Annotated in this window: 19 protein-coding genes; all 19 read left to right on the top strand. The window is 52.0% G+C overall.

What is annotated here, in order from left to right; all coding sequences use genetic code 11:
- Positions 1 to 7 precede the first annotated feature (7 nt).
- The 19 genes from gmd (at position 8) to MXM41_RS05290 (ending at position 22,841) form a co-directional block, all read left to right on the top strand.
- A complete protein-coding gene (gmd, locus tag MXM41_RS05380; protein ID WP_103180220.1) occupies positions 8 to 1,129 on the top strand; it encodes a GDP-mannose 4,6-dehydratase in 1,122 nt (373 codons plus the stop codon).
- 2 nt (positions 1,130 to 1,131) lie between these two features.
- On the top strand, positions 1,132 to 2,097 hold the full coding sequence (gene fcl / locus MXM41_RS05375) for a GDP-L-fucose synthase (protein ID WP_325930368.1): 966 nt from the start codon (positions 1,132 to 1,134) through the stop codon (positions 2,095 to 2,097).
- 2 nt (positions 2,098 to 2,099) lie between these two features.
- Positions 2,100 to 2,573, top strand: a complete 474-nt coding sequence (locus MXM41_RS05370) for a GDP-mannose mannosyl hydrolase (RefSeq protein WP_325930367.1) — start codon at positions 2,100 to 2,102, stop codon at positions 2,571 to 2,573.
- A complete protein-coding gene (wcaI, locus tag MXM41_RS05365) occupies positions 2,570 to 3,793 on the top strand; it encodes a colanic acid biosynthesis fucosyltransferase WcaI (RefSeq protein ID WP_325930366.1) in 1,224 nt (407 codons plus the stop codon). The genes MXM41_RS05370 and wcaI overlap by 4 nt, the downstream gene beginning before the upstream one ends.
- 3 nt (positions 3,794 to 3,796) lie before the next feature.
- Positions 3,797 to 5,233, top strand: a complete 1,437-nt coding sequence (gene cpsB / locus MXM41_RS05360) for a mannose-1-phosphate guanyltransferase (RefSeq protein ID WP_325930363.1) — start codon at positions 3,797 to 3,799, stop codon at positions 5,231 to 5,233.
- A gap of 115 nt (positions 5,234 to 5,348) precedes the next feature.
- Positions 5,349 to 6,719, top strand: coding sequence for a colanic acid biosynthesis phosphomannomutase CpsG (cpsG, locus tag MXM41_RS05355; protein WP_325930361.1), 1,371 nt, complete (start codon positions 5,349 to 5,351; stop codon positions 6,717 to 6,719).
- A 49-nt stretch (positions 6,720 to 6,768) separates the two neighbouring features.
- Positions 6,769 to 8,163: an undecaprenyl-phosphate glucose phosphotransferase gene (wcaJ, locus tag MXM41_RS05350; RefSeq protein ID WP_325930359.1), complete on the top strand. Its 1,395-nt coding sequence runs from the start codon at positions 6,769 to 6,771 to the stop codon at positions 8,161 to 8,163.
- Between the two features lies 1 nt (position 8,164).
- Complete coding sequence (gene wzxC, locus MXM41_RS05345) at positions 8,165 to 9,643, top strand: colanic acid undecaprenyl disphosphate flippase WzxC (protein ID WP_325930358.1); 1,479 nt, start codon at positions 8,165 to 8,167, stop codon at positions 9,641 to 9,643.
- Between the two features lie 50 nt (positions 9,644 to 9,693).
- On the top strand, positions 9,694 to 10,974 hold the full coding sequence (gene wcaK, locus MXM41_RS05340) for a colanic acid biosynthesis pyruvyl transferase WcaK (protein WP_325930357.1): 1,281 nt from the start codon (positions 9,694 to 9,696) through the stop codon (positions 10,972 to 10,974).
- Positions 10,971 to 12,191 carry a colanic acid biosynthesis glycosyltransferase WcaL gene (gene wcaL / locus MXM41_RS05335; protein ID WP_325930355.1) on the top strand — a complete coding sequence of 407 codons (1,221 nt, stop codon included), beginning with the start codon at positions 10,971 to 10,973 and terminating at the stop codon, positions 12,189 to 12,191. Before wcaK ends, wcaL begins: the two co-directional genes overlap by 4 nt.
- 11 nt (positions 12,192 to 12,202) lie before the next feature.
- Positions 12,203 to 13,588, top strand: coding sequence for a colanic acid biosynthesis protein WcaM (gene wcaM, locus MXM41_RS05330; RefSeq protein WP_325930354.1), 1,386 nt, complete (start codon positions 12,203 to 12,205; stop codon positions 13,586 to 13,588).
- A 178-nt stretch (positions 13,589 to 13,766) separates the two neighbouring features.
- On the top strand, positions 13,767 to 14,663 hold the full coding sequence (gene galF, locus MXM41_RS05325) for a GalU regulator GalF (protein ID WP_325930353.1): 897 nt from the start codon (positions 13,767 to 13,769) through the stop codon (positions 14,661 to 14,663).
- A 371-nt stretch (positions 14,664 to 15,034) separates the two neighbouring features.
- A complete protein-coding gene (rfbB, locus tag MXM41_RS05320) occupies positions 15,035 to 16,120 on the top strand; it encodes a dTDP-glucose 4,6-dehydratase (RefSeq protein WP_325930352.1) in 1,086 nt (361 codons plus the stop codon).
- A complete protein-coding gene (gene rfbD, locus MXM41_RS05315; protein WP_325930351.1) occupies positions 16,120 to 17,019 on the top strand; it encodes a dTDP-4-dehydrorhamnose reductase in 900 nt (299 codons plus the stop codon). Before rfbB ends, rfbD begins: the two co-directional genes overlap by 1 nt.
- 53 nt (positions 17,020 to 17,072) lie before the next feature.
- A complete protein-coding gene (gene rfbA, locus MXM41_RS05310; protein WP_325930350.1) occupies positions 17,073 to 17,951 on the top strand; it encodes a glucose-1-phosphate thymidylyltransferase RfbA in 879 nt (292 codons plus the stop codon).
- Between the two features lie 334 nt (positions 17,952 to 18,285).
- A complete protein-coding gene (locus tag MXM41_RS05305) occupies positions 18,286 to 19,524 on the top strand; it encodes a flippase (RefSeq protein WP_325930349.1) in 1,239 nt (412 codons plus the stop codon).
- On the top strand, positions 19,521 to 20,348 hold the full coding sequence (locus MXM41_RS05300; RefSeq protein ID WP_325930348.1) for a glycosyltransferase family 2 protein: 828 nt from the start codon (positions 19,521 to 19,523) through the stop codon (positions 20,346 to 20,348). The genes MXM41_RS05305 and MXM41_RS05300 overlap by 4 nt, the downstream gene beginning before the upstream one ends.
- A 323-nt stretch (positions 20,349 to 20,671) precedes the next feature.
- Complete coding sequence (locus MXM41_RS05295) at positions 20,672 to 21,481, top strand: hypothetical protein (protein WP_325930347.1); 810 nt, start codon at positions 20,672 to 20,674, stop codon at positions 21,479 to 21,481.
- Positions 21,482 to 21,500: 19 nt separating this feature from the next.
- The gene (locus MXM41_RS05290; protein WP_325930346.1) at positions 21,501 to 22,841 is read left to right on the top strand and encodes a hypothetical protein; all 1,341 of its coding nucleotides are present in this window, start codon (positions 21,501 to 21,503) and stop codon (positions 22,839 to 22,841) included.
- Positions 22,842 to 22,956 lie beyond the last annotated feature (115 nt).

Raw genomic sequence — 22,956 nt, 5'->3', positions numbered from 1 at the left:
AATAAACATGTCTAAAGTCGCTCTCATCACCGGCGTTACCGGCCAGGATGGTTCTTACCTGGCAGAACTGCTACTGGAGAAAGGTTACGAAGTTCACGGTATTAAGCGTCGCGCCTCTTCATTCAATACCGAGCGCGTGGATCATATTTACCAAGATCCGCACGCGGCGAACCCGAAGTTCCACCTGCACTATGGCGATCTGACCGATACCTCCAACCTGACCCGTATTCTGCAGGAAGTGCAGCCGGATGAGGTCTACAACCTGGGCGCCATGAGCCACGTGGCTGTCTCCTTCGAATCGCCGGAATATACCGCTGACGTTGACGCCATCGGTACCCTGCGCCTGCTGGAGGCGATCCGCTTCCTCGGCCTCGAGAAGAAGACCCGTTTCTATCAGGCTTCTACCTCCGAGCTGTATGGCCTGGTGCAGGAGATCCCGCAGAAAGAGACTACGCCTTTCTACCCGCGCTCCCCGTATGCGGTGGCGAAAATGTACGCCTACTGGATCACCGTAAACTACCGCGAATCCTACGGTATGTACGCCTGTAACGGCATTCTGTTCAACCACGAATCCCCGCGTCGCGGCGAAACCTTTGTGACCCGCAAAATCACCCGCGCTATCGCCAACATCGCCCAGGGCCTGGAGAAGAAGCTGCACCTCGGCAACATGGACTCCCTGCGTGACTGGGGTCATGCCAAAGATTACGTAAAAATGCAGTGGATGATGCTGCAGCAGGAAAAACCCGAAGACTTCGTGATCGCCACCGGCGTGCAGTACTCCGTGCGTCAGTTCGTGGAGATGGCTGCCGCCCAGCTGGGCATCAAGCTGCGCTTTGAAGGCACCGGCGTGGATGAGAAGGGCATCGTGGTTTCCGTTACCGGACACGACGCGCCGGGCGTGCAGCCGGGCGATGTCATTGTTGAAGTTGACCCGCGCTACTTCCGTCCTGCCGAGGTAGAAACCCTGCTGGGCGACCCAACCAAAGCGCACGAAAAGCTGGGCTGGAAACCAGAAACCACGCTGCAGGAGATGGTCTCCGAGATGGTGGCAAAAGATCTCGAAGCGGCGAAAAAACACTCCCTGCTTAAGTCCCATGGCTACGAGGTTGCCATCGCGCTGGAGTCCTGAGTATGAGCAAACAACGTATTTTTGTTGCCGGTCATCGCGGGATGGTGGGATCGGCGATTGTCCGCCAGCTGGAACAGCGTGGCAACGTCGAGCTGGTGCTGCGCACGCGTGACGAGCTTAACCTGCTGGATGCGCAAGCGGTAGAGGCCTTCTTTGCCGAACAGCGCATCGACCAGGTCTATCTGGCGGCGGCGAAAGTGGGGGGTATTGTCGCCAACAATACCTACCCGGCGGATTTTATCTACGAGAACATGATGATCGAGAGCAACATCATTCACGCGGCGCACCTGCACAACGTGAATAAGCTGCTGTTCCTCGGTTCATCCTGTATCTATCCGAAGCTGGCGAAGCAGCCGATTGCCGAAAGCGAACTGCTGCAGGGCACGCTTGAGGCCACCAACGAGCCCTACGCCATCGCCAAGATTGCCGGGATCAAACTGTGCGAATCCTATAACCGCCAGTATGGTCGCGACTATCGCTCGGTGATGCCGACCAACCTGTACGGCCCGAACGATAACTTCCACCCGAGCAACTCCCATGTGATCCCGGCGCTGCTGCGCCGCTTCCATGAAGCAACGGTCAGCAACGCGCCGGAAGTGGTGGTGTGGGGCAGCGGCACGCCGATGCGCGAGTTCCTGCACGTGGATGATATGGCTGCTGCCAGCATTCATGTGATGGAGCTGGCCCGGGAGGTGTGGCAGGAGAACACCGAGCCGATGCTGTCGCACATCAACGTCGGCACCGGCGTGGACTGCACCATTCGTGAGCTGGCCCTGACCATCAGCCAGGTGGTGGGGTATAAGGGGCGCGTAGTGTTCGATGCCACCAAACCCGACGGCACCCCGCGCAAGCTGCTGGACGTGACCCGTCTGCACCAGCTGGGCTGGTTCCACGAGGTGACGCTGGCCCAGGGGCTGGCCAGCACGTACCAGTGGTTCCTGGAAAATCAGCACCGCTTCCGGGGGTAGATATGTTTTTAAGTCAGGAAGATTTTGCCACGGTGGTGCGTTCCACCCCGCTTATCTCCATCGATCTGATTGTGGAGAACGCACGCGGCGAGTTCCTGCTCGGGCAGCGCACCAACCGCCCGGCGCAGGGCTACTGGTTCGTACCGGGCGGGCGAGTGCAGAAAGACGAGACGCTGGAAAACGCCTTTGCACGTCTTACAGAGGCGGAGCTGGGGCTCCGTCTGCCGATGACGGCGGGGCAGTTCTACGGGGTCTGGCAGCACTTCTATGACGATAACTTCTCCGGCACCGATTTCACCACCCACTATGTGGTGCTCGGTTTTCGCCTGAAGGTGAGCGAGGCAGACCTGCGTCTGCCTGATGCGCAGCATGATGACTACCGCTGGCTGACGGCCGACGCGCTGCTGGCAAGCGATAACGTGCATGACAACAGCCGGGCCTATTTTCTGCAGCAGGCCGGAGTGCCGGGCTTATGAAAATTTTAGTGTACGGCATCAACTACTCGCCGGAGTTAACCGGTATCGGCAAATACACCGGCGAGATGGTGGAGTGGATGGCCCGTCAGGGCCATGAGGTGCGGGTCATCACCGCCCCGCCTTACTACCCCGAGTGGCAGGTGGGTGAGCACTACTCCAGCTGGCGCTATCGCCGCGAAGAGGGAGCTGCCACCGTCTGGCGCTGCCCGCTGTATGTGCCGAAGCAGCCGTCAACGCTGAAACGTTTAATTCATCTGGGCAGCTTTGCCCTGAGCAGTTTCTTCCCGCTGATGGCGCAACGTCGCTGGAAGCCGGATCGCATTATTGGCGTGGTGCCGACTCTGTTTTGCACCCCGGGTATGCGCCTGCTGGGCAAACTCTCCGGCGCCCGCACCCTGCTGCATATTCAGGATTACGAAGTGGACGCCATGCTGGGCCTGGGGATGGCCGGGAAAGGCAAGGGCGGCAAAGTGGCGAAACTGGCCAGCGCCTTCGAGCGCAGCGGCCTGCATCACGTTGACTACGTCTCCACCATCTCCCGCTCGATGATGAATAAAGCGCAGGAGAAGGGCGTGGCGGCGGAAAAGGTGATCTTCTTTCCAAACTGGTCAGAAGTGGCACGTTTTCGTGAGGTGACGTCCGCGGATGCTGCGGTTCTGCGCGAGCAGCTGGGTCTGCCGGAAGCGCAAAAAATCATTCTCTATTCCGGCAACATCGGCGAGAAGCAGGGGCTTGAGAACGTGATTGACGCCGCAGAGCAACTCAGCGACCAGCCCTTGCAGTTTGTGATTGTCGGCCAGGGCGGCGGCAAAGCGCGGCTGCAAAAAATGGCCCGCGAGCGCGGCCTGCAGAACGTCAGCTTCCTGCCGCTACAGCCTTACGACGCCTTACCGGCGCTGCTGAAGATGGCCGATTGCCATCTGGTGGTGCAAAAGCGCGGGGCGGCGGATGCGGTACTGCCCTCCAAGCTAACCAATATTCTGGCGGTGGGCGGCAATGCGGTCATCACCGCCGAAACCCACACCGAGCTGGGCCAGCTGTGCGACAGCCTGCCGGGGATCGCAGTGTGCGTGGAGCCTGAATCGGTGCCCGCGCTGGTGGCCGGGATCGAACAGGCGCTGAATATGCCCAAAGAGAACGCGATAGCGCGTGACTATGCCGAACGCACGCTCGAAAAAGAGAACGTGCTGAACCAGTTTATTGCAGATATTCGGGGATAAATCATGAATAAGAATACGTTGTACCCGGTTGTGATGGCGGGTGGCTCAGGTAGCCGGTTATGGCCACTCTCCCGCGTGCTCTATCCAAAGCAGTTCCTCTGCCTGAAAGGGGAACTCACCATGCTGCAGACCACGGTGAACCGTCTCAACGGTGTGGACTGTGAAAGCCCGGTGGTGATCTGTAACGAACAGCACCGCTTTATCGTCGCCGAGCAGCTGCGACAGCTGAACAAGCTTACCGAAAACATCATTCTTGAACCGGCCGGGCGCAATACCGCCCCGGCTATCGCCCTCGCAGCCCTGGCGGCGAAGCGCAGCAGCCCGGATTGCGATCCGCTGATGCTGGTGCTGGCAGCCGATCACGTTATCCAGCAGGAAGAGGCCTTCCGCGAGGCGGTGCGGGCGGCCATCCCTTATGCTGACAGCGGCAAGCTGGTGACCTTTGGCATCGTGCCCGATCTGCCGGAAACCGGCTATGGCTACATCCGCCGCGGCAGCGTTACCCCCGGGGCGGGCGACAGCCTGGCCTTTGACGTGGCGCAGTTCGTTGAGAAACCGAATATGGAAACCGCCCAGGCCTACGTCGCCAGCGGCGAGTACTACTGGAACAGCGGCATGTTCCTGTTCCGCGCCGGACGTTATCTTGAAGAGCTGCAGAAGTATCGCCCGGATATCCTCGAAGCCTGCGAGCGCGCAATGGCCACCGTCGACCCCGATCTGGACTTTATCCGCGTGGACGAAGCCGCGTTCCTCTCTTGCCCGGAAGAGTCGGTGGATTACGCGGTGATGGAAAAAACCGCCGATGCGGTGGTGGTGCCAATGAATGCAGGCTGGAGCGACGTCGGCTCCTGGTCGTCATTATGGGAAATCAGCGCTCAGTCGCCGGAAGGCAACGTCCATCACGGGGATGTGATCAGCCATAAAACCGAAAACAGCTATGTGTATGCCGAATCGGGCCTGGTGACTACCGTCGGGGTGAAGGATCTGGTGGTCGTTCAGACCAAAGACGCGGTGCTGATCGCCGATCGCAACGCGGTGCAGGACGTCAAAAAAGTAGTGGAGCAGATCAAGGCCGATGGACGCCATGAGCACCACATTCACCGCGAAGTCTACCGCCCGTGGGGCAAATACGACTCTATCGACGAGGGCGATCGCTACCAGGTGAAACGTATCACCGTTAAGCCGGGCGAGGGGCTGTCGGTGCAGATGCATCACCACCGTGCGGAGCACTGGGTGGTGGTGGCAGGGACCGCCAAAGTGACCATCGATGATGTGGAGACCCTGCTCGGTGAAAACGAATCTATTTACATCCCGCTGGGGGCGACCCACTGCCTTGAAAACCCGGGGAAAATCCCCCTCGACCTGATTGAAGTGCGCTCCGGCTCGTACCTGGAGGAAGACGATATCGTCCGCTTCGAGGACCGCTACGGGCGGGTATAGCGCCGCATGAAATGCCGGGTGGCGCTTCGCTTACCCGGCCTGTGAACGACACCAAACAAAAATCAAATTGGCCCTCTCCGGGTCGGGCCAACTGTTGCCTGAAAAAGGGGTAATGATGCAAAAATTAACCTGTTTTAAAGCCTACGATATTCGCGGCAAGCTGGGTGAAGAGCTGAATGAGGACATTGCGTGGCGCATTGGCCGCGCGTACGGCGAATATTTAAAGCCGAAAACCATTGTGCTGGGCGGCGACGTGCGCCTGACCAGCGAAGCACTGAAACTGGCGCTGGCGAAAGGGCTGCAGGACGCGGGCGTTGATGTGCTGGATATCGGTTTATCCGGTACCGAAGAGATCTATTTCGCCACCTTCCATTTAGGCGTTGACGGCGGGATCGAAGTGACCGCCAGCCATAACCCAATGGACTACAACGGCATGAAGCTGGTACGCGAAGGGGCACGCCCAATCAGCGGCGATACTGGCCTGCGCGACGTGCAGCGTCTGGCGGAAGCTAACGACTTCCCGCCGGTGAATGAGTCAAGCCGCGGCAGCTATGAACAGATCGATCTGCGCGATGCCTACATCGATCACCTGCTGGGCTATATCGACCTCGCGAACCTTAAGCCGCTGAAGCTGGTGATTAACTCCGGCAACGGCGCGGCAGGTCCGGTGGTAGACGCCCTGGAAGCCCGCTTTAAGGCGCTTAACGTGCCGGTCACCTTCGTTAAGGTGCACAACACCCCGGACGGCAATTTCCCGAACGGTATTCCGAACCCGCTGCTGCCGGAGTGTCGGGCCGATACCCGCAATGCCGTGATCGAACACGGCGCTGACATGGGTATCGCTTTTGATGGCGACTTTGACCGCTGCTTCCTGTTCGACGAAAAGGGGCAGTTTATCGAGGGCTACTACATTGTTGGTCTTCTGGCGGAAGCCTTCCTCGAGAAAAACCCCGGCTCGCGCATTATTCATGACCCGCGCCTCTCCTGGAATACGGTAGACGTGGTCGCCGCTGCTGGCGGCACGCCGGTGATGTCTAAAACCGGACACGCCTTTATCAAAGAGCGGATGCGCGAAGAGGATGCCATTTACGGCGGCGAGATGAGCGCCCATCACTACTTCCGTGATTTTGCCTACTGCGACAGCGGGATGATCCCGTGGCTGCTGGTGACCGAACTGCTGTGCCTGAAGGGGCAGTCGCTGGGTGAGCTGGTGCGCGATCGCATGGCCGCCTTCCCGGCGAGCGGGGAGATCAACAGCACGCTGGCGGCGCCTGCCGAGGCGATTGCCCGCGTGGAGAACCACTTTGCCCTGCACGCGCTTGAGATTGACCGGACCGACGGCATCAGCATGAGCTTCCCGCAGTGGCGCTTCAATTTGCGCTCGTCGAACACCGAGCCGGTGGTGCGCCTGAACGTGGAATCCCGCGCCGATGCGGCGCTGATGGCGGCGCGAACGCAGGACATTATGGCGCTGTTGAATCAGTAACCTTTCCCCCTCTCCCGATGGGGGAGGGGGCCCTGAAACAGGAACAACGATGACAAATCTAAAAAAGCGCGAGCGAGCCAAAACGAATGCATCGTTAATCTCTATGGTGCAGCGTTTTTCTGATATCACCATCATGGTCGGCGGCTTGTGGATGGTGTGTAAACTCAGCGGGCTGCCGTTCCTCTACATGCACCTGCTGATGGCGCTGATCGCGCTGGTGGTCTTCCAGATGATCGGGGGGATGACCGATTTTTACCGTTCATGGCGTGGTGTCAAAATCACCACCGAGCTGCAGCTGCTGTTGCAGAACTGGACCCTAAGCCTGGTCTTCAGCTTCGGGCTGGTGGCCTTCAATAACGACTTTGATAATCGCTTTGCCACCTATTTTGCCTGGTACCTGTTAACCAGCGTAGGAATGGTGGTCTGCCGGTCCCTGATCCGCTTTGGCGCGGGCTGGCTGCGTAACCGGGGCTACAACACCCGTCGGGTGGCGGTAGCCGGGAGTCTGCCGTCCGGGCTGGCGCTGCTCGACGGCTTTCGTAAAGAGCCATGGCTGGGGTTTGATGTGGTTGGGATCTATCACGATGCGCAGCCGGGCGGCGTCTCTGCCGACTGGGCGGGTAACTATGCTCAGCTGGTTGACGATGCCAAAGCGGGCAAGATCCACAACGTCTATATCGCCATGCCGATGAGCGACGAGGCCCGCATCAAAACCCTGATGCGCAAGCTGGCGGACACCACCTGCTCGGTGATCCTCATCCCCGATGTGTTCACCTTTAACATTCTGCACTCCCGTATCGAAGAGGTGAACGGCGTGCCGGTAGTGCCGCTGTATGACACGCCGCTCTCCGGGCTCAACCGCGTGCTGAAGCGCGTGGAAGATATCATGCTCTCCTCGCTGATCCTGCTGCTGATCTCCCCGGTGCTCTGCGCTATTGCGCTGGCGGTGAAGCTAAGCTCCCCGGGACCGGTCATCTTCCGTCAGACCCGTTACGGCATGGACGGTAAGCCGATCATGGTGTGGAAATTCCGCTCCATGAAGGTGATGGAGAACGACAAAGTGGTGACCCAGGCGACGCAAAACGACCCGCGCGTGACCCGCGTCGGCAACTTCCTGCGCCGCACCTCCCTGGATGAACTGCCGCAGTTTATCAATGTGTTTACCGGGGGCATGTCTATCGTCGGACCACGCCCGCACGCGGTGGCGCATAACGAACAGTATCGTCAGCTTATCGAAGGCTACATGCTGCGCCACAAAGTGAAGCCGGGCATCACTGGCTGGGCGCAAATCAACGGCTGGCGCGGGGAGACCGACACCCTGGAGAAAATGGAAAAACGCATTGAGTTCGATCTGGAGTACATCCGCGAGTGGAGTCTCTGGTTTGATATCAAAATCGTTTTTCTGACCGTCTTTAAGGGCTTTGTGAACAAAGCGGCGTACTGACATGAGCTTACGTGAAAAAACCCTCAGTGGGGCAAAGTGGTCGGCTATCGCCACGGTGATCATCATCGGCCTTGGGCTGGTACAGATGACCGTTCTGGCACGCATTATCGATAGCCACCAGTTTGGCCTGTTGACCGTCTCGCTGGTGATCATCGCCCTTGCCGATACGCTGTCGGACTTCGGTATCGCCAACTCCATTATCCAGCGCAAAGCGATAAGCGAGCTTGAGCTGACCACCCTCTACTGGCTGAACGTCGGCCTCGGTATCCTCGTGTTCGTGGCGCTGTTCCTGTTGAGCGATCTCATTGCCCGGGTTTTGCATAACCCTGAGCTGGCTCCCCTGATGCGTACGCTGTCGTTTGCGTTTGTGGTGATCCCCCACGGGCAGCAGTTCCGCGCGCTGATGCAAAAGGAGCTGGAGTTCAGCAAAATCGGCATGATTGAGACCAGCGCGGTGCTGGCCGGTTTTACCTTTACCGTGGTCAGCGCCCACTTCTGGCCGCTGGCGCTAACCGCGATCCTCGGGTATCTGGTGAACTCCGCCGTGCGCACGCTGCTGTTCGGCTATTTCGGTCGCAAAATTTACCGCCCGGGTTTGCGCTTCTCGCTCGCGTCGGTGGCGCCTAACCTGCGCTTTGGCGCCTGGCTGACCGCCGACAGCATTATCAATTATGTGAATACCAACCTCTCCACCCTGGTGCTGGCGCGCACCCTCGGCGCCAGCGTCGCCGGGGGCTTTAACCTCGCCTGGAATGTGGCGGTGGTGCCACCGATGAAGCTCAACCCGATCATCACCCGGGTGCTGTTCCCGGCGTTCGCCAAAATTCAGGACGATACCGACAAGCTGCGGCTCAACTTCTACAAGCTGCTGTCGGTGGTGGGGATCATCAACTTCCCGACCCTGCTGGGGCTGATGGTGGTCTCCGGAAATCTGGTGCCGCTGGTGTTCGGTGAGAAGTGGCTCAGCGTTGTGCCGATCCTGCAGCTGCTGTGCCTGGTGGGGCTGTTGCGCGCGGTGGGCAATCCGATCGGTTCGCTGTTGATGGCCAAAGCCCGCGTTGATATCAGCTTCAAATTCAATGTTTTTAAAACGTTTCTGTTTATTCCGGCGATCGTCATCGGCGGCCATCTGGCCGGCGCGATGGGCGTGACGCTGGGCTTCCTGCTGGTGCAGATCATCAATACCGTGCTGAGCTACTTCGTGATGATTAAGCCGGTGCTGGGCTCCAGCTATCGCCAGTACATCCTCAGCCTGTGGCTGCCGTTTTACCTGTCGCTGCCGACGCTGGCGGTGAGCTATGGCTTAGGGCTAGCCCTGAACGGCCATCTGCCGCTGGCGGCGCTACTGGCGGTGCAGGTGGCCACGGGTGCGCTGGCCTTCGCAGTGATGATTGTGATGTCGCGCAACGCGCTGGTGGTGGAGATCAAGCGCCAGTTCTGCCGCAACGAAAAGATGAAAACGCTGCTTCGCGCAGGCTAATTATTTCCTCCCTCTCTCCCTCTGGAGAGGGGAATTTTTAAGAGGTTATTATGAAATTATTGATTCTGGGCAACCATACCTGTGGTAACCGTGGTGACAGCGCCATTTTGCGCGGTCTGCTGGATGCTATTTACGCGCTGTCCCCCGAGACAGAAGTCGATGTGATGAGCCGTTATCCGGTGAGTTCCTCCTGGCTGCTGAACCGCCCGGTGATGGGCGATCCGCTCTACAGCCAGATGAAACAGCACAACAGCGCCGCCGGCGTGATGGGCCGGGTGAAAAAGGTGCTGCGCCGCCGCTACCAGCACCAGGTGCTGCTTTCCCGGGTGACCGACACCGGTAAGCTGCGCAATATCGCCATCGCCCAGGGCTTTACCGATTTTGTCCGTCTGCTCTCCGGCTACGACGCCATCATCCAGGTGGGCGGATCGTTTTTTGTCGACCTCTACGGCGTACCGCAGTTCGAACACGCGCTCTGCACCTTTATGGCGAAAAAGCCGCTGTTTATGGTCGGGCACAGCGTCGGGCCCTTCCAGGATCCGCAGTTCAACCAGCTGGCAAACTACGTGTTTGGTCACTGTGACGCGCTGATCCTGCGCGAGTCGGTAAGTCTGAACCTGATGCAGCGCAGCGAGATCGATACCCGCAAAGTGGAGCAGGGCGTCGATACCGCCTGGCTGGTGGATCATCAGGAGGCAAACTTTACCCCCAGCTATGCCGTACAGCACTGGCTGAACGTGGCGGCGCAGCAGAAGACCGTCGCCATCACCCTGCGTGAACTGGCGCCGTTTGATAAGCGTCTGGGCACCACCCAGGCGGCCTATGAGAAAGCCTTTGCCGAGGTAGTCAACCGGGTGCTGGACAGCGGCTATCAGGTGCTGGCGCTCTCTACCTGTACCGGCATCGACAGCTATAACAAAGATGATCGAATGGTGGCACTCAACCTGCGTCAGCACGTCAGCGATCCGTCGCGCTACCACGTGGTCATGGACGAACTGAACGACCTGGAGATGGGCAAGCTGCTGGGGGCCTGCGATCTGACCGTGGGTACCCGCCTGCATTCGGCGATCATCTCCATCAACTTTGGCACCCCGGCCATCGCCATCAACTACGAACACAAGTCTGCGGGGATCATGCAGCAGCTGGGTATGCCGGAGATGGCGGTAGATATTCGTCATTTGCTGGACGGCTCGCTGGGCGCGATGGTCGGCGACACCCTGGGCCAGCTGCCGGCCATCAACGAACGCCTGGCGGTGGCGGTGAAGGCCGAACGTGAAAACGGCATCAAAATGGTGAAATCGGTGCTGGATCGGGTCGGGGAGGGCAAATGAAGGTTGGTTTCTTCTTACTGAAATTCCCGCTCTCGTCCGAAACCTTTGTACTTAACCAGATCACCGCTTTTATTGATATGGGTTATGAGGTGGAGATTATCGCCCTGCAAAAGGGCGATACGCAGAACACCCACGCTGCCTGGACCCAGTATGACCTGGCCAGCAAGACCCGCTGGCTGCAGGATGAGCCCCAGGGCCGACTGGCGAAACTGCGCTACCGCGCCCGCCAGACCCTGCGCGGGCTGCACCGCCCCGGCACCTGGAAGGCGCTGAACGTCTCCCGCTATGGCGCCGAGTCGCGCAACCTGATCCTCTCCGCTATTTGTGGGCAGACGCTCCGCCCGTGGCGTGCGGATGTTTTTATCGCTCACTTTGGCCCGGCGGGCGTGACGGCGGCCAAGCTGCGCGAGCTGGGGGTGATTGAGGGAAAAATCGCCACCGTCTTTCACGGGATTGATATCTCCAGCCGTGAGGTACTTAACCACTATACGCCTGAATACCAGCGGCTCTTTCAGCGCGGCGACATGATGCTGCCCATCAGCGACCTGTGGGCCGGGCGACTCAGAACTATGGGCTGTCCGCCGGAAAAAATCTCCGTCTCGCGCATGGGTGTGGATATGCAGCGCTTTACCCAGCGCCCGGTTAAGGCGCCCGGGCAACCGCTGCAGATTATCTCTGTTGCGCGCCTGACCGAGAAAAAAGGGCTGCACGTGGCGATAGAAGCCTGCCGCCAGCTGAAGTCGCGTGGGGTGGATTTTCGCTATCGCATTCTGGGCATTGGCCCCTGGGAGCGCCGGTTGCGCACCCTGATCGAGCAGTATCAGCTGGAGGGGCATGTTGAGATGCCCGGGTTCAAGCCCAGCCATGAGGTCAAAGCCATGCTTGATGCCGCCGACGTCTTTTTACTCCCGTCCGTCACCGGCACGGACGGTGATATGGAGGGCATTCCGGTTGCGTTGATGGAAGCGATGGCGGTGGGCATTCCGGTGGTTTCTACGGTGCACAGCGGTATACCCGAGCTGATCGAACCCGGCCATTCCGGCTGGCTGGTGGAAGAGAACAACCCGGAGGCGCTGGCCGCCCAGCTGGAGCGGTTTGCCGCCATTGCCGATCATGAGCTTTCACCTGTACTGCACAACGCGCGCAAAAAGGTGGAAACCGATTTCAATCAACAACTTATTAATCGACAGTTAGCCACTCTGCTACACACGCTTTAAACGGAGGTAATATGCCGAAAGAGATGACGCGACGCGCGTTTGTCACCACCTGTTCCGTTCTGGCGGCCGCGCCGCTGGTAGGGGTACGGGCCGCAACGAACAGCGCCACGGTTGACATCAGCCGGTATGACCTTCGTGACGGGATCGCCGCATTTAAGCAGGCCTTTACCGAGGGTGACACCGTCGTGGTGCCTGCGGGGCTGACCTGCGAAAACATCAACGCCGCCATTTTTATCCCTGAGGGGAAGACCCTGCGCATTCTCGGCGCGATGACCGGCAACGGTCGCGGGCGGTTGGTATTGCAGGATGGCAGCAAGGTAATCGGTGAAGGGAAGGGGCGCAGCGAAAATATTACCCTTGACGTGCGTGGCTCCAACTGCGTGATTCAGGGCCTGGCGATGAGCGGCTATGGCCCGGTGACCCAGATTTATATCGGTGGCAAACAGAAGCGGGTAATGCGTAATCTGGTGATCGATAACCTGCGGGTAACTAAAGCCAATTACGCGATCCTGCGCCAGGGTTTTCATAATCAGCTGGACGGCGCAAAGATTACCAACTGCCATTTCAGCTACCTGCAGGGCGACGCCATTGAGTGGAACGTGGCGATCAATGACAAAAACATTCTGATCTCAGACCACGTCATCGACCATATCGACTGTACCAACGGCAAGATTAACTGGGGTATCGGCATTGGTCTGGCCGGCAGCACCTACGACAACGATTACCCTGAAGGCCAGACGGTGAAGAATTTTGTGGTAGCCAATATCACCGGCAGCAATTGCCGCCAGCTGGTACACGTTGAAAACGGCAAACACTTTATCATTCGTAATGTTAAAGCCCGAAATATCTCCCCGGACTTCAGCAAGAAAGCGGGCATTGATAACGCCACGGTCGCAATATATGGCTGCGATAATTTTGTCATCGATGATGTTGAGATGATCGACAGCGCCGGCATGTTAATTGGCTACGGCGTGATTAAAGGCAATTACCTGTCGATACCGCAGAATTTTCGTCTCAACAATATCCATCTGGACAACCAGAAACTTGCACGAAAATTGCGCGGAATACAGATCTCCTCCGGCAATAAAACCTCCTTCGTGGCGCTCACTAACCTTGATATGAAACGTGCCACCCTGGAGTTGCACAATAAGCCTCAGCATCTTTTTATGCGCAATATCAACGTGATGCAGGATGCAGAGCGAGGGCCAGCCCTGAAACTGAATTTCGATCTGCGCAAAGATGTGCGCGGGAAGTTTATGGCGCGTGACGAGACCTTGCTTTCGCTGGCGAACATTAACGCCGTTAATGAAAAAGGGCAAAGTTCGGTGGATATCGACCGGATTGACCATCATACAATCAACACGGAAAGGCTGAATTTTAAACTGCCGAAGCGCTAAATATTAACCAGACGGCATTTTGCGAGGATTCCTGGAATTAAAGCCCCAGTATTCGGATTGCATCCGCTGGAATTTGCGCTGTAATTGCGTAACATCATCACCAGATTTGTAGCAATTCGTGCTGGCGAAACCAGGCTAAAGGGCTATAATTCGGCAACCATTTTAAGGTGGAAGAAATATGATTAATTTGAAAGCGGTCATTCCGGTAGCCGGTCTCGGCATGCATTTGCTCCCGGCCACAAAAGCCATTCCTAAAGAGATGCTGCCGATCGTTGACAAGCCGATGATTCAGTACATCGTCGACGAGATTGTTGCTGCAGGGATCAAAGAAATCGTTCTGGTTACCCATTCCTCCAAGAATGCGGTGGAAAACCACTTCGACACCTCCTACGAACTTGAAGCCCTTCTGGAGCAACGCGTTAAGCGTCAGCTGCTGGCGGAAGTGCAGTCCATCTGCCCGCCGGGCGTAACCATCATGAACGTGCGCCAGGCGCAGCCGCTGGGTCTGGGACACTCTATTCTGTGCGCGCGCCCTGTGGTGGGTGACAACCCGTTTGTTGTCGTCCTGCCGGATATCATCCTGGACAACGCTTCTGCCGATCCGCTGCGCTACAACCTTGCAGCCATGGTGGCACGTTTCAACGAGACCGGCCGGAGCCAGGTGCTGGCGAAGCGCATGAAAGGTGACCTGTCTGAGTACTCCGTGATTCAGACCAAAGAGCCGCTGGACACCGAGGGTAAAGTCAGCCGTATCGTTGAGTTTATCGAGAAGCCGGATCAGCCGCAGACCCTCGATTCCGATCTGATGGCCGTGGGCCGCTATGTGCTGAATGCGGAAATCTGGGCTGAGCTGGAACGTACCGAGCCAGGCGCCTGGGATCGTATTCAGCTGACGGATGCCATCGCGGAACTGGCGAAGAAACAGTCGGTTGATGCGATGCTGATGACCGGCGACAGCTACGACTGTGGGAAAAAACTGGGATATATGCAGGCGTTTGTACAGTATGGCCTGCGTAATCTGAAAGAAGGGCAGAAGTTCCGCGAAAGCATGACGAAGCTCTTAACCAACGATTAACGGTTTGTTCGTCGTTGTTGCAACGGCAGTGGATCATTCCTGGCTTTCATCGCTATGAGAATGACACTGCCGTTTTCTTTTTTTAATATAATCTTAAATTTCAAGCGGTTAATCGTTGTTTTTTTGTGTTACCAGCCCGCTTTTTTCCCTTGTTTCTGTCGGCATTTAAGACGACAATTATTAATTGACTTGAACGCTACCCTGTCACGATTTTGCCAGGGTCATATGGCAAAAATACCTCTATTAGACCACGTTCAGTGCACTGGTAGCTGTTAAGCCAGGGGCGGTAGCGTGTCTGGTTTCTGGAATTTAGTTCATTAAACATTCAGAATTCCATTATCTCGATGAATACATTTTACGGAAAATAACGCGTGAAAATTCTTGTTACTGGCGGTGCGGGTTTTATCGGCTCTGCGGTTGTACGACATATTATTCAAGACACTCAGGACAAAGTGGTTAATGTCGATAAATTGACCTATGCAGGTAACCTGGAATCACTGGCTGAAGTAAGTGAAAGCCAGCGTTACGTTTTTGAACATGCGGACATTTGCGACAGAGCGGCTATGGACCGTATTTTTGCCGAACACAAGCCTGATGCAGTAATGCATCTGGCGGCTGAGAGTCACGTTGACCGCTCTATCACCGGTCCGGCTGCGTTTATCGAAACCAACATTGTCGGCACCTATGTACTGCTTGAAGCGGCCAGAATGTACTGGTTAACCCTCGATGAAAACGCGAAAAAAGCCTTCCGTTTCCATCACATTTCCACAGATGAAGTGTATGGCGATCTGCCGCACCCTGATGAGCATCCTGCGTCGAAAGAACTGCCACTGTTCACTGAAACGACGGCATACGCGCCAAGCAGCCCGTACTCTGCGTCGAAGGCGTCCAGCGATCATCTCGTTCGCGCATGGTTACGTACCTACGGTTTCCCGACCATCGTGACCAACTGCTCCAATAACTACGGCCCTTATCACTTCCCGGAAAAGCTGATCCCGCTGGTGATCCTCAACGCCCTGGACGGTAAAGCGTTGCCAATTTACGGCAAGGGCGACCAGATCCGCGACTGGCTGTATGTTGAAGATCACGCGCGTGCGCTCTATACCGTGGTGACTCAGGGTAAACCAGGCGAGACCTACAATATCGGCGGTCACAACGAGAAGCAGAACCTGGATGTGGTGCACACCATCTGCGATTTGCTGGATGAGATCGTGCCGAAAGAGGGCTCGTATCGCGATCAGATCACTTACGTGACTGACCGCCCGGGTCACGATCGCCGTTATGCCATTGATGCCGATAAGATTAGCCAGACGTTAGGCTGGAAGCCGCAGGAGACCTTTGAGAGTGGGATTCGTAAAACGGTGCAATGGTACCTGGCGAACACCCAGTGGGTTGAAAACGTGAAAAGCGGCAACTATCAATCCTGGATCGAACAGAACTACGGGGAACGTCAGTAATGAATATCCTTCTGTTCGGCAAAACAGGGCAGGTGGGCTGGGAGCTGCAGCGCGCGCTCGCCCCATTAGGTAATCTGATTGCCGTTGATGTGCACTCCAGCGAGTATTGCGGTGATTTCAGCAATCCGGAAGGCATTGCTGAAACCGTACGCCGTATTAAACCTGACGTCATTGTGAACGCGGCGGCGCATACCGCTGTAGATAAAGCGGAGTCAGAGCCAGAATTCGCCCAACTGCTCAATGCCACAAGCGTTGAAGCCATAGCGAAAGAAGCCGAAAAAATTGGCGCCTGGGTCGTTCACTACTCCACGGATTACGTTTTTCCTGGCAACGGAGAAAAACCGTGGCTGGAAACGGATGCAACCGCACCGCTGAACGTCTACGGCGAAACCAAACTCGCAGGTGAAAAAGCACTGCAGGAAAATTGTACCAGGCACTTAATTTTCCGTACCAGTTGGGTATATGCGGGCAAAGGAAATAACTTCGCGAAAACCATGCTGCGTTTTGCCAAAGAACGCGAAGAAATGTCGGTTATTAACGATCAGTTTGGCGCACCGACAGGCGCTGAACTGCTGGCAGACTGTACGGCGCATGCGATTCGTGTGGCAATCAAGCAACCCGAAGTTGCAGGGCTCTATCATCTGGTTGCAGGTGGCGTAACCACCTGGTACGACTACGCTGCACTGGTGTTTGACGAAGCACGTAAGGCAGGCATTGAACTGGCGATCAATAAGCTCAATGCTGTTCCTACCAGCGCTTATCCTACCCCGGCGCGTCGTCCGAACAACTCCCGGCTGAATACAGATAAATTCCAGCAAAACTTTGACCTGGTTTTACCCCAATGGGATACCGGAGTTAAGCGAATGCTGGCTGAGCTATTTACGACCACAGCGGTCTGACGTTTAATTAAATGCCCGTTTACGGGCATTTTGCACATTAAAGAGATGATGAAATGAAAACGCGTAAAGGGATTATTTTAGCTGGTGGCTCAGGAACTCGTCTGTATCCGGTTACCATGGCGGTGAGTAAACAGCTGCTGCCTATCTATGACAAGCCAATGATCTACTACCCGCTGTCAACGCTTATGCTGGCGGGTATTCGTGACATCCTGATTATCAGTACCCCTCAGGATACACCTCGTTTTGAACAGCTGCTGGGTGACGGTAGCCAGTGGGGTCTTAACCTGCAGTATAAAGTCCAGCCGAGCCCGGATGGACTGGCCCAGGCGTTTATCCTTGGCGAAGAATTTATTGGTAATGATGATTGTGCCCTAGTGCTGGGCGACAACATTTTCTATGGCCATGACCTGCCGAAGCTGATGGACGCGGCGGTTAATAAAGAGAACGGCGCGACTGTTTTTGCCTACCATGTTAATGACCCTGAGCGTTATGGCGTCGTTGAGTTTGATAAACAAGGCACTGCTATCAGCCTTGAAGAAAAACCTGTTGAGCCGAAAAGTAATTATGCGGTGACGGGACTTTATTTCTACGATAACAGCGTTGTTGAAATGGCGAAAAGCCTTAAACCGTCGCCACGTGGTGAGCTGGAAATCACTGATATCAACCGTCTTTATATGGAGCAGGGCCGTCTGTCCGTTGCCATGATGGGCCGTGGTTTCGCCTGGCTGGATACAGGGACACATCAGAGCCTGATTGAAGCAAGTAACTTTATTGCGACCATCGAAGAGCGTCAGGGGCTGAAGGTGGCGTGCCCGGAAGAGATTGCTTATCGTAAAGGGTTTATAGATGCGGAGCAGGTCAAAAAACTGGCTGAACCGTTAAAGAAAAATGCTTATGGCCAGTATCTGCTAAACATAGTCAAAGGTTATTAACAACTAGCATCGTTAATACTAATATTTCGGGGGTAATAATTCCTCCCCTAACGGTTCGACTGATGAGCACGATTGCTACAATAAAAGAGAGTATTTAAATTCATTGAAGAAAACCGGCTTATCTTGGATATTAATCTAGGTAATTACTTCAAAATAATTAAAGACAAGTGGCTCGGGTTGTACCACTAAGCTAAGTATTACGTATAAGAGGAATGCGTTATTGTAAAAAGCAAGGTTACTAACTCATTAATAATAAATAACCCTCACTTTGCCCAATAAAGATATATTATTACTCACTGCAATGTAAACAGTCTCTATTAGGATGCATCAAAATTTGGATAAATCAATCTTAAAAAACATAGTATCTCTTTTTTTAGTTCAGGGTATAGGTTATATTTTACCTCTGGTCACTCTTCCATACCTCGTCAGAGTCTTGGGGCCCGCAGGCTATGGTAATTTAGGGTTCTCATTAGCATTAATTCAATATTTTATACTGCTGACGCAATATGGATTCGATTTTTCGGCTACTAAAGAGATAGCGATCCATAAGGATAACAAAAATAAAGTCAGTGAGATATTCTGGTCAGTCATTTACTGTAAAATTGCTCTGTTGATTTTAAGCGGAATTGTATTATTAATCGCTATGCAGTTTGTGCCACTTCTTAAAGAGCATGATGATATTGTCTTTGCATCTTTCGTTAGTGTAATTGGAATGGCATTTTTGCCTTCATGGCTCTTTCAGGGTAAAGAGAATATGGGGCGCATGGCCATTTATAATATCATAGCCCGGGTTTTAACGTTGCCTGCAACATTTTTATTAGTACAATCCCCGCAAGATGCTTGGATTGCTGCATTAATAACAAGTTCTGGGATAGTATTGGCTACATTGTTTAGTCTGATTATTGTGTACCATGAACGTTGGATAGATTTTCGCAGGCCAAATATAGAGCATATTAATGAAGCAATGACCGGGGGTTGGCATATATTTTTATCAAATATAGCAGGTAATTTGTATATCAACAGCATTCCAGTTTTTTTAGGTTTCATGACCAAGCCCGAAACTGTTGGGCAGTATGTTGCCGCTGATAAAATCAGGCAGTCAATTCAAGGATTGATGGGGCCGGTTACGCAGGTATTTTATCCGAGAATAAGTGCTTTGATGTCAAGTGACAAAATAAAAGCAATAAGATTAATTAAAGGTTTGTTTAAAATACAATGTGCGGCGGCATTTTTGATTTCATTGTGCATGTTTATTTTTGCTGAAAAAATAATACTCGTTCTATATAGTAAGCAATATACTGAAGCTGTTTTTATATTGAAATTGATTTCACCACTGGTATTCATTATCAGTATAAGTAATGTTCTGGGAGTGCAGGGTATGCTGACAATGGGTATGAAAAAGGCATTCAGTAGAATTGTTTGGCTTGGTGCCATAATTAATACACTAATTATATTTCCATTTGTATATAATTATCAGGCAGAAGGTGCAGCTATTTCTGTTTTAATCACGGAAGTGTTAATTATGTTGTTAATTGTCTACAAGGTCAAAAATATATGGAGTGACTTACAATGACTGCTTTAGGTTGTGTAGTTGTTTGGTACAATCCATCAAAAAAAGAATTAAATAACATTAAGTCTTATTATTCTCATGTAGATAGAATCTATATAGTCGATAACTCCGATAGTGATAATTCCGGTTTACTGAACTCTCCGGACTTTTCTGCAGAAAAGATCGTATATCATCCAAATCTAACTAATATTGGTATTGCTTCTGCATTAAATAGAGGTTGTCTATCTGCAATTAAAGATGGGTTTGAATGGATTATGACAATGGATCAGGACTCAACTTTTCCTGAGCATGAAATAACAAAGTTTCTCTATGAATTTGAAGCTAAAATAAAAGGCTATGAAGATATCGCGATAGTTGCACCGAGATCATCTGATTTACAATCCCATGGATTCGTGGAAAAAGTTATCACGTCAGGGAACATCGTTAATCTTCACGCCTACCAGCAAGTTGGTGGTTTTGATGATGAGCTTTTTATCGATGAAGTAGATCATGATTTTTGCTTTAAATTAATACAGGCTAACTATAAGATTTTTTTACTTTCAAATGTTCGCATGGCTCATTCTTTAGGGAATAGTAAAATCCATAACTTTATATTTAATTATAAATTTCATGTAATGCATCACAGTCCAGTAAGGAAATATTATATTATTCGCAATCGATTAATTGTGAGGAAAAGATATCCAGCATATACACGCAGATATATAAAAGATAATATTCACCTTTTGATTAGTATTATACTTTTTGAAGGCAACAAAGTTGAAAAAATAATTAATGCTGCTAGAGGGTATCGTGATTATAAGAAAAATAAATTGGGAAAAATAAAATAACAAATGTTATACCTTATAAGAGGGTAGGCGCTGTATAGTGACTCAATCTATGTAAGACAAAATGCGTACCCTCCCTAAACGAAGCATATATCCACTATGCACTTTATTAGTTGAGAAATACTGCGGCCGTCAATATTTAATAATGCCAAATAAAAAAATCACTGCCTTAATCATCGTGCCGATGGCGCTCTCAATCCTGAGTCCTTTAAAAATATCTCTTATAGAAATTGTCAACTTTAGATAATTTTATTACAGCTATGTAGTTTAAGTTTTGAACCGACAGTGTTATCATTAAACCTTATTTAATATATTAAAAACTAATTATGAAAGTCTATATTATTGTCGCTCTTTATTATCCGCACTACTTCGAAAAAGTAAAAAAAGAGATTTTTGCTATATTTAATAAAATGGATTTTCATGTTTTATTTGTAGACAATAGCGGCAAGCTAATCCCTCAAAACGAGTCTGAAGGAAATATACATTGGCTTAGAGGCAGCAATGTAGCTGGTGAGTTTTCAGCTTGGGATGAAGGTTATGCATTTCTAGCGGAAAACAATACGCCGGGCAGCGATGATATCGTCGTTTTCATGAATGATACTTTCTGCCATCATCGCTTTTTTACTTTCTACGATAGAATACTCTACCGCAGGGCGACAGCACACTGCGCATGCAATAGTTTTTATGGCGAGTTAAATAGGACCGGCGCGGTCTTTACTGTCAATGAGCTACCATTAACCGCATGGATTTCATCCTATGTTTTCCTTAGCCGTATGGAAAACATCGATAAGTTGCTTCCTTTGAACTATACGTCGACTATTAGTAACGAACACCTCGCTCAAATCGAGCATGGGCTGGCACAGCGGAAGGTAGATGTACCCTTCTTTTCGGAAAACCTCAACCAGCATCTTAGCCATTGGCTTTTTCCGGTTAGCGGCAACGGATGGTACAAAGCGGGTAAAATCTCTCCAGCAATCCTCTTGTTCAAGCTCAAGGCTATCATTAATGAAAAGTTATTGACCCATAAGGCGCTTAAAAACGATCTCTCTGTAGAGGGTATCTATAAAGGGAAACCAGGCAGAATATATAACTCGCTGCGCAATAGACTTTACATTTTTTGCAAACGCCATAAATGATAATAAGTGACATTAATTGATGAATACTGATAACATTGAAATAAGCGCTCCGGGCAGAAAATATTCCAGATTCGCATCACTATGTTTACTGATCATCCTCCTTGCGATGACCCTAAACGATTTGCCCTTACAGCAATTTTTAGGCACGCTGGGCGCAAGTCCTATGTGGGCAGTGACATTAATAATGTTTGTATTGTTTGTTGTTAGTAATAAATTTTATATTTATTTAGATAAATACAGCCGTCTCTTTATGATTTATTTCTTTGTGACCTTTATCATATCGTTTATTCAATGTGTCTATTATTATTTTGCTGAAGGGACTTTGTTAAACGATTATGGTGTGTCTGTTCTTAATAAGCATTTCTTCGCTTCTTCATATTATTTTTTTTATTTCTTGACTGTTTTCTGTGCAGGTTATTCGCTGCTGTCGGTATCTTGGGAATTCTTCACAAAATCTATTCTTTTAATTGCTTTTTTCCTCATAGTTATTATCGCAGTCGAATATGTTATGCCGAATATACTCGCGCCACTCCATTTGAGCATGGAGGGATATGAGGTTGGATCACGCCTGCGGGCGTTATCACCTGAACCATCAATTGCGGCTTTCACGTTTAATATCTTTTTATTGCTAGCAATAACACTCAGTAACGTCAATATAATCAGGCTCATTCTTTGGGGCGCACTGCTGGTAGGAAACCTGCTTATTGGCTCCAAGTCCTCGTTAATGTTGATGATGCTTGGCGCGCTTCTGGTCTTCTATTTTAATATGACGTTACTACAGAAATTAAAATCTCTCATTGTGCTTGTTCCGGTTGCTGCAACGGCAGTATATATTTTTCTTAATAAAGTATTGCCTGCTTTAACAGTAGATATTGAAAATTTTACCAGCGTGAGCACACGTATGATCACCTCGTTATGGGCGATCTGCAGTTTGTTCTTTTATCCCTTGGGTGAAGGATATGGTACTTACACCGCCTGGTTTGTCGATCCTCTCAATTTTGCGACAAACTTAGCCAGTGGTCTGGTACCTTTTCAGCTTAACCTGCTTGAAATTAATAATATGATTGATACTGGCGATTACCTAGCGGCGAAATCTGGCATATTGTTTTCTATTGTTCATAGCGGATTTATAAGCGTCATATTTTATTTTTTTGTTTATCGAAATGCTTTTAGAGATATTAAGACCAGTAACGCTAGTCACTATCAAAAAATAATGCTGCGCGTAACGATTTGGTACTCTCTCCTGTCAATTTTATTAGCGGTGAACATGGAGGTATTATATACATTTCTATTGCCCTTAATTGTTGTGAATAGTTTAAGTAAAAATGTATTAAAAGCAAATAGCGTTGAGCACCATTAAGGCAATATATCTTGCTCAATAAAAAGCTGAATAACGCGATTATACTCTGACAACAAAATCGATCGTTATTTTTAAGAACTGCTAACGGCGAAAAAATTGAGCAGACTGACAATAA

This window comes from Leclercia adecarboxylata, assembly GCF_035787115.1.
In the GTDB taxonomy this organism is placed as follows: Bacteria; Pseudomonadota; Gammaproteobacteria; order Enterobacterales; family Enterobacteriaceae; genus Enterobacter; species Enterobacter adecarboxylatus_E.
This window is presented reverse-complemented; position numbering and strand designations above follow the sequence as displayed.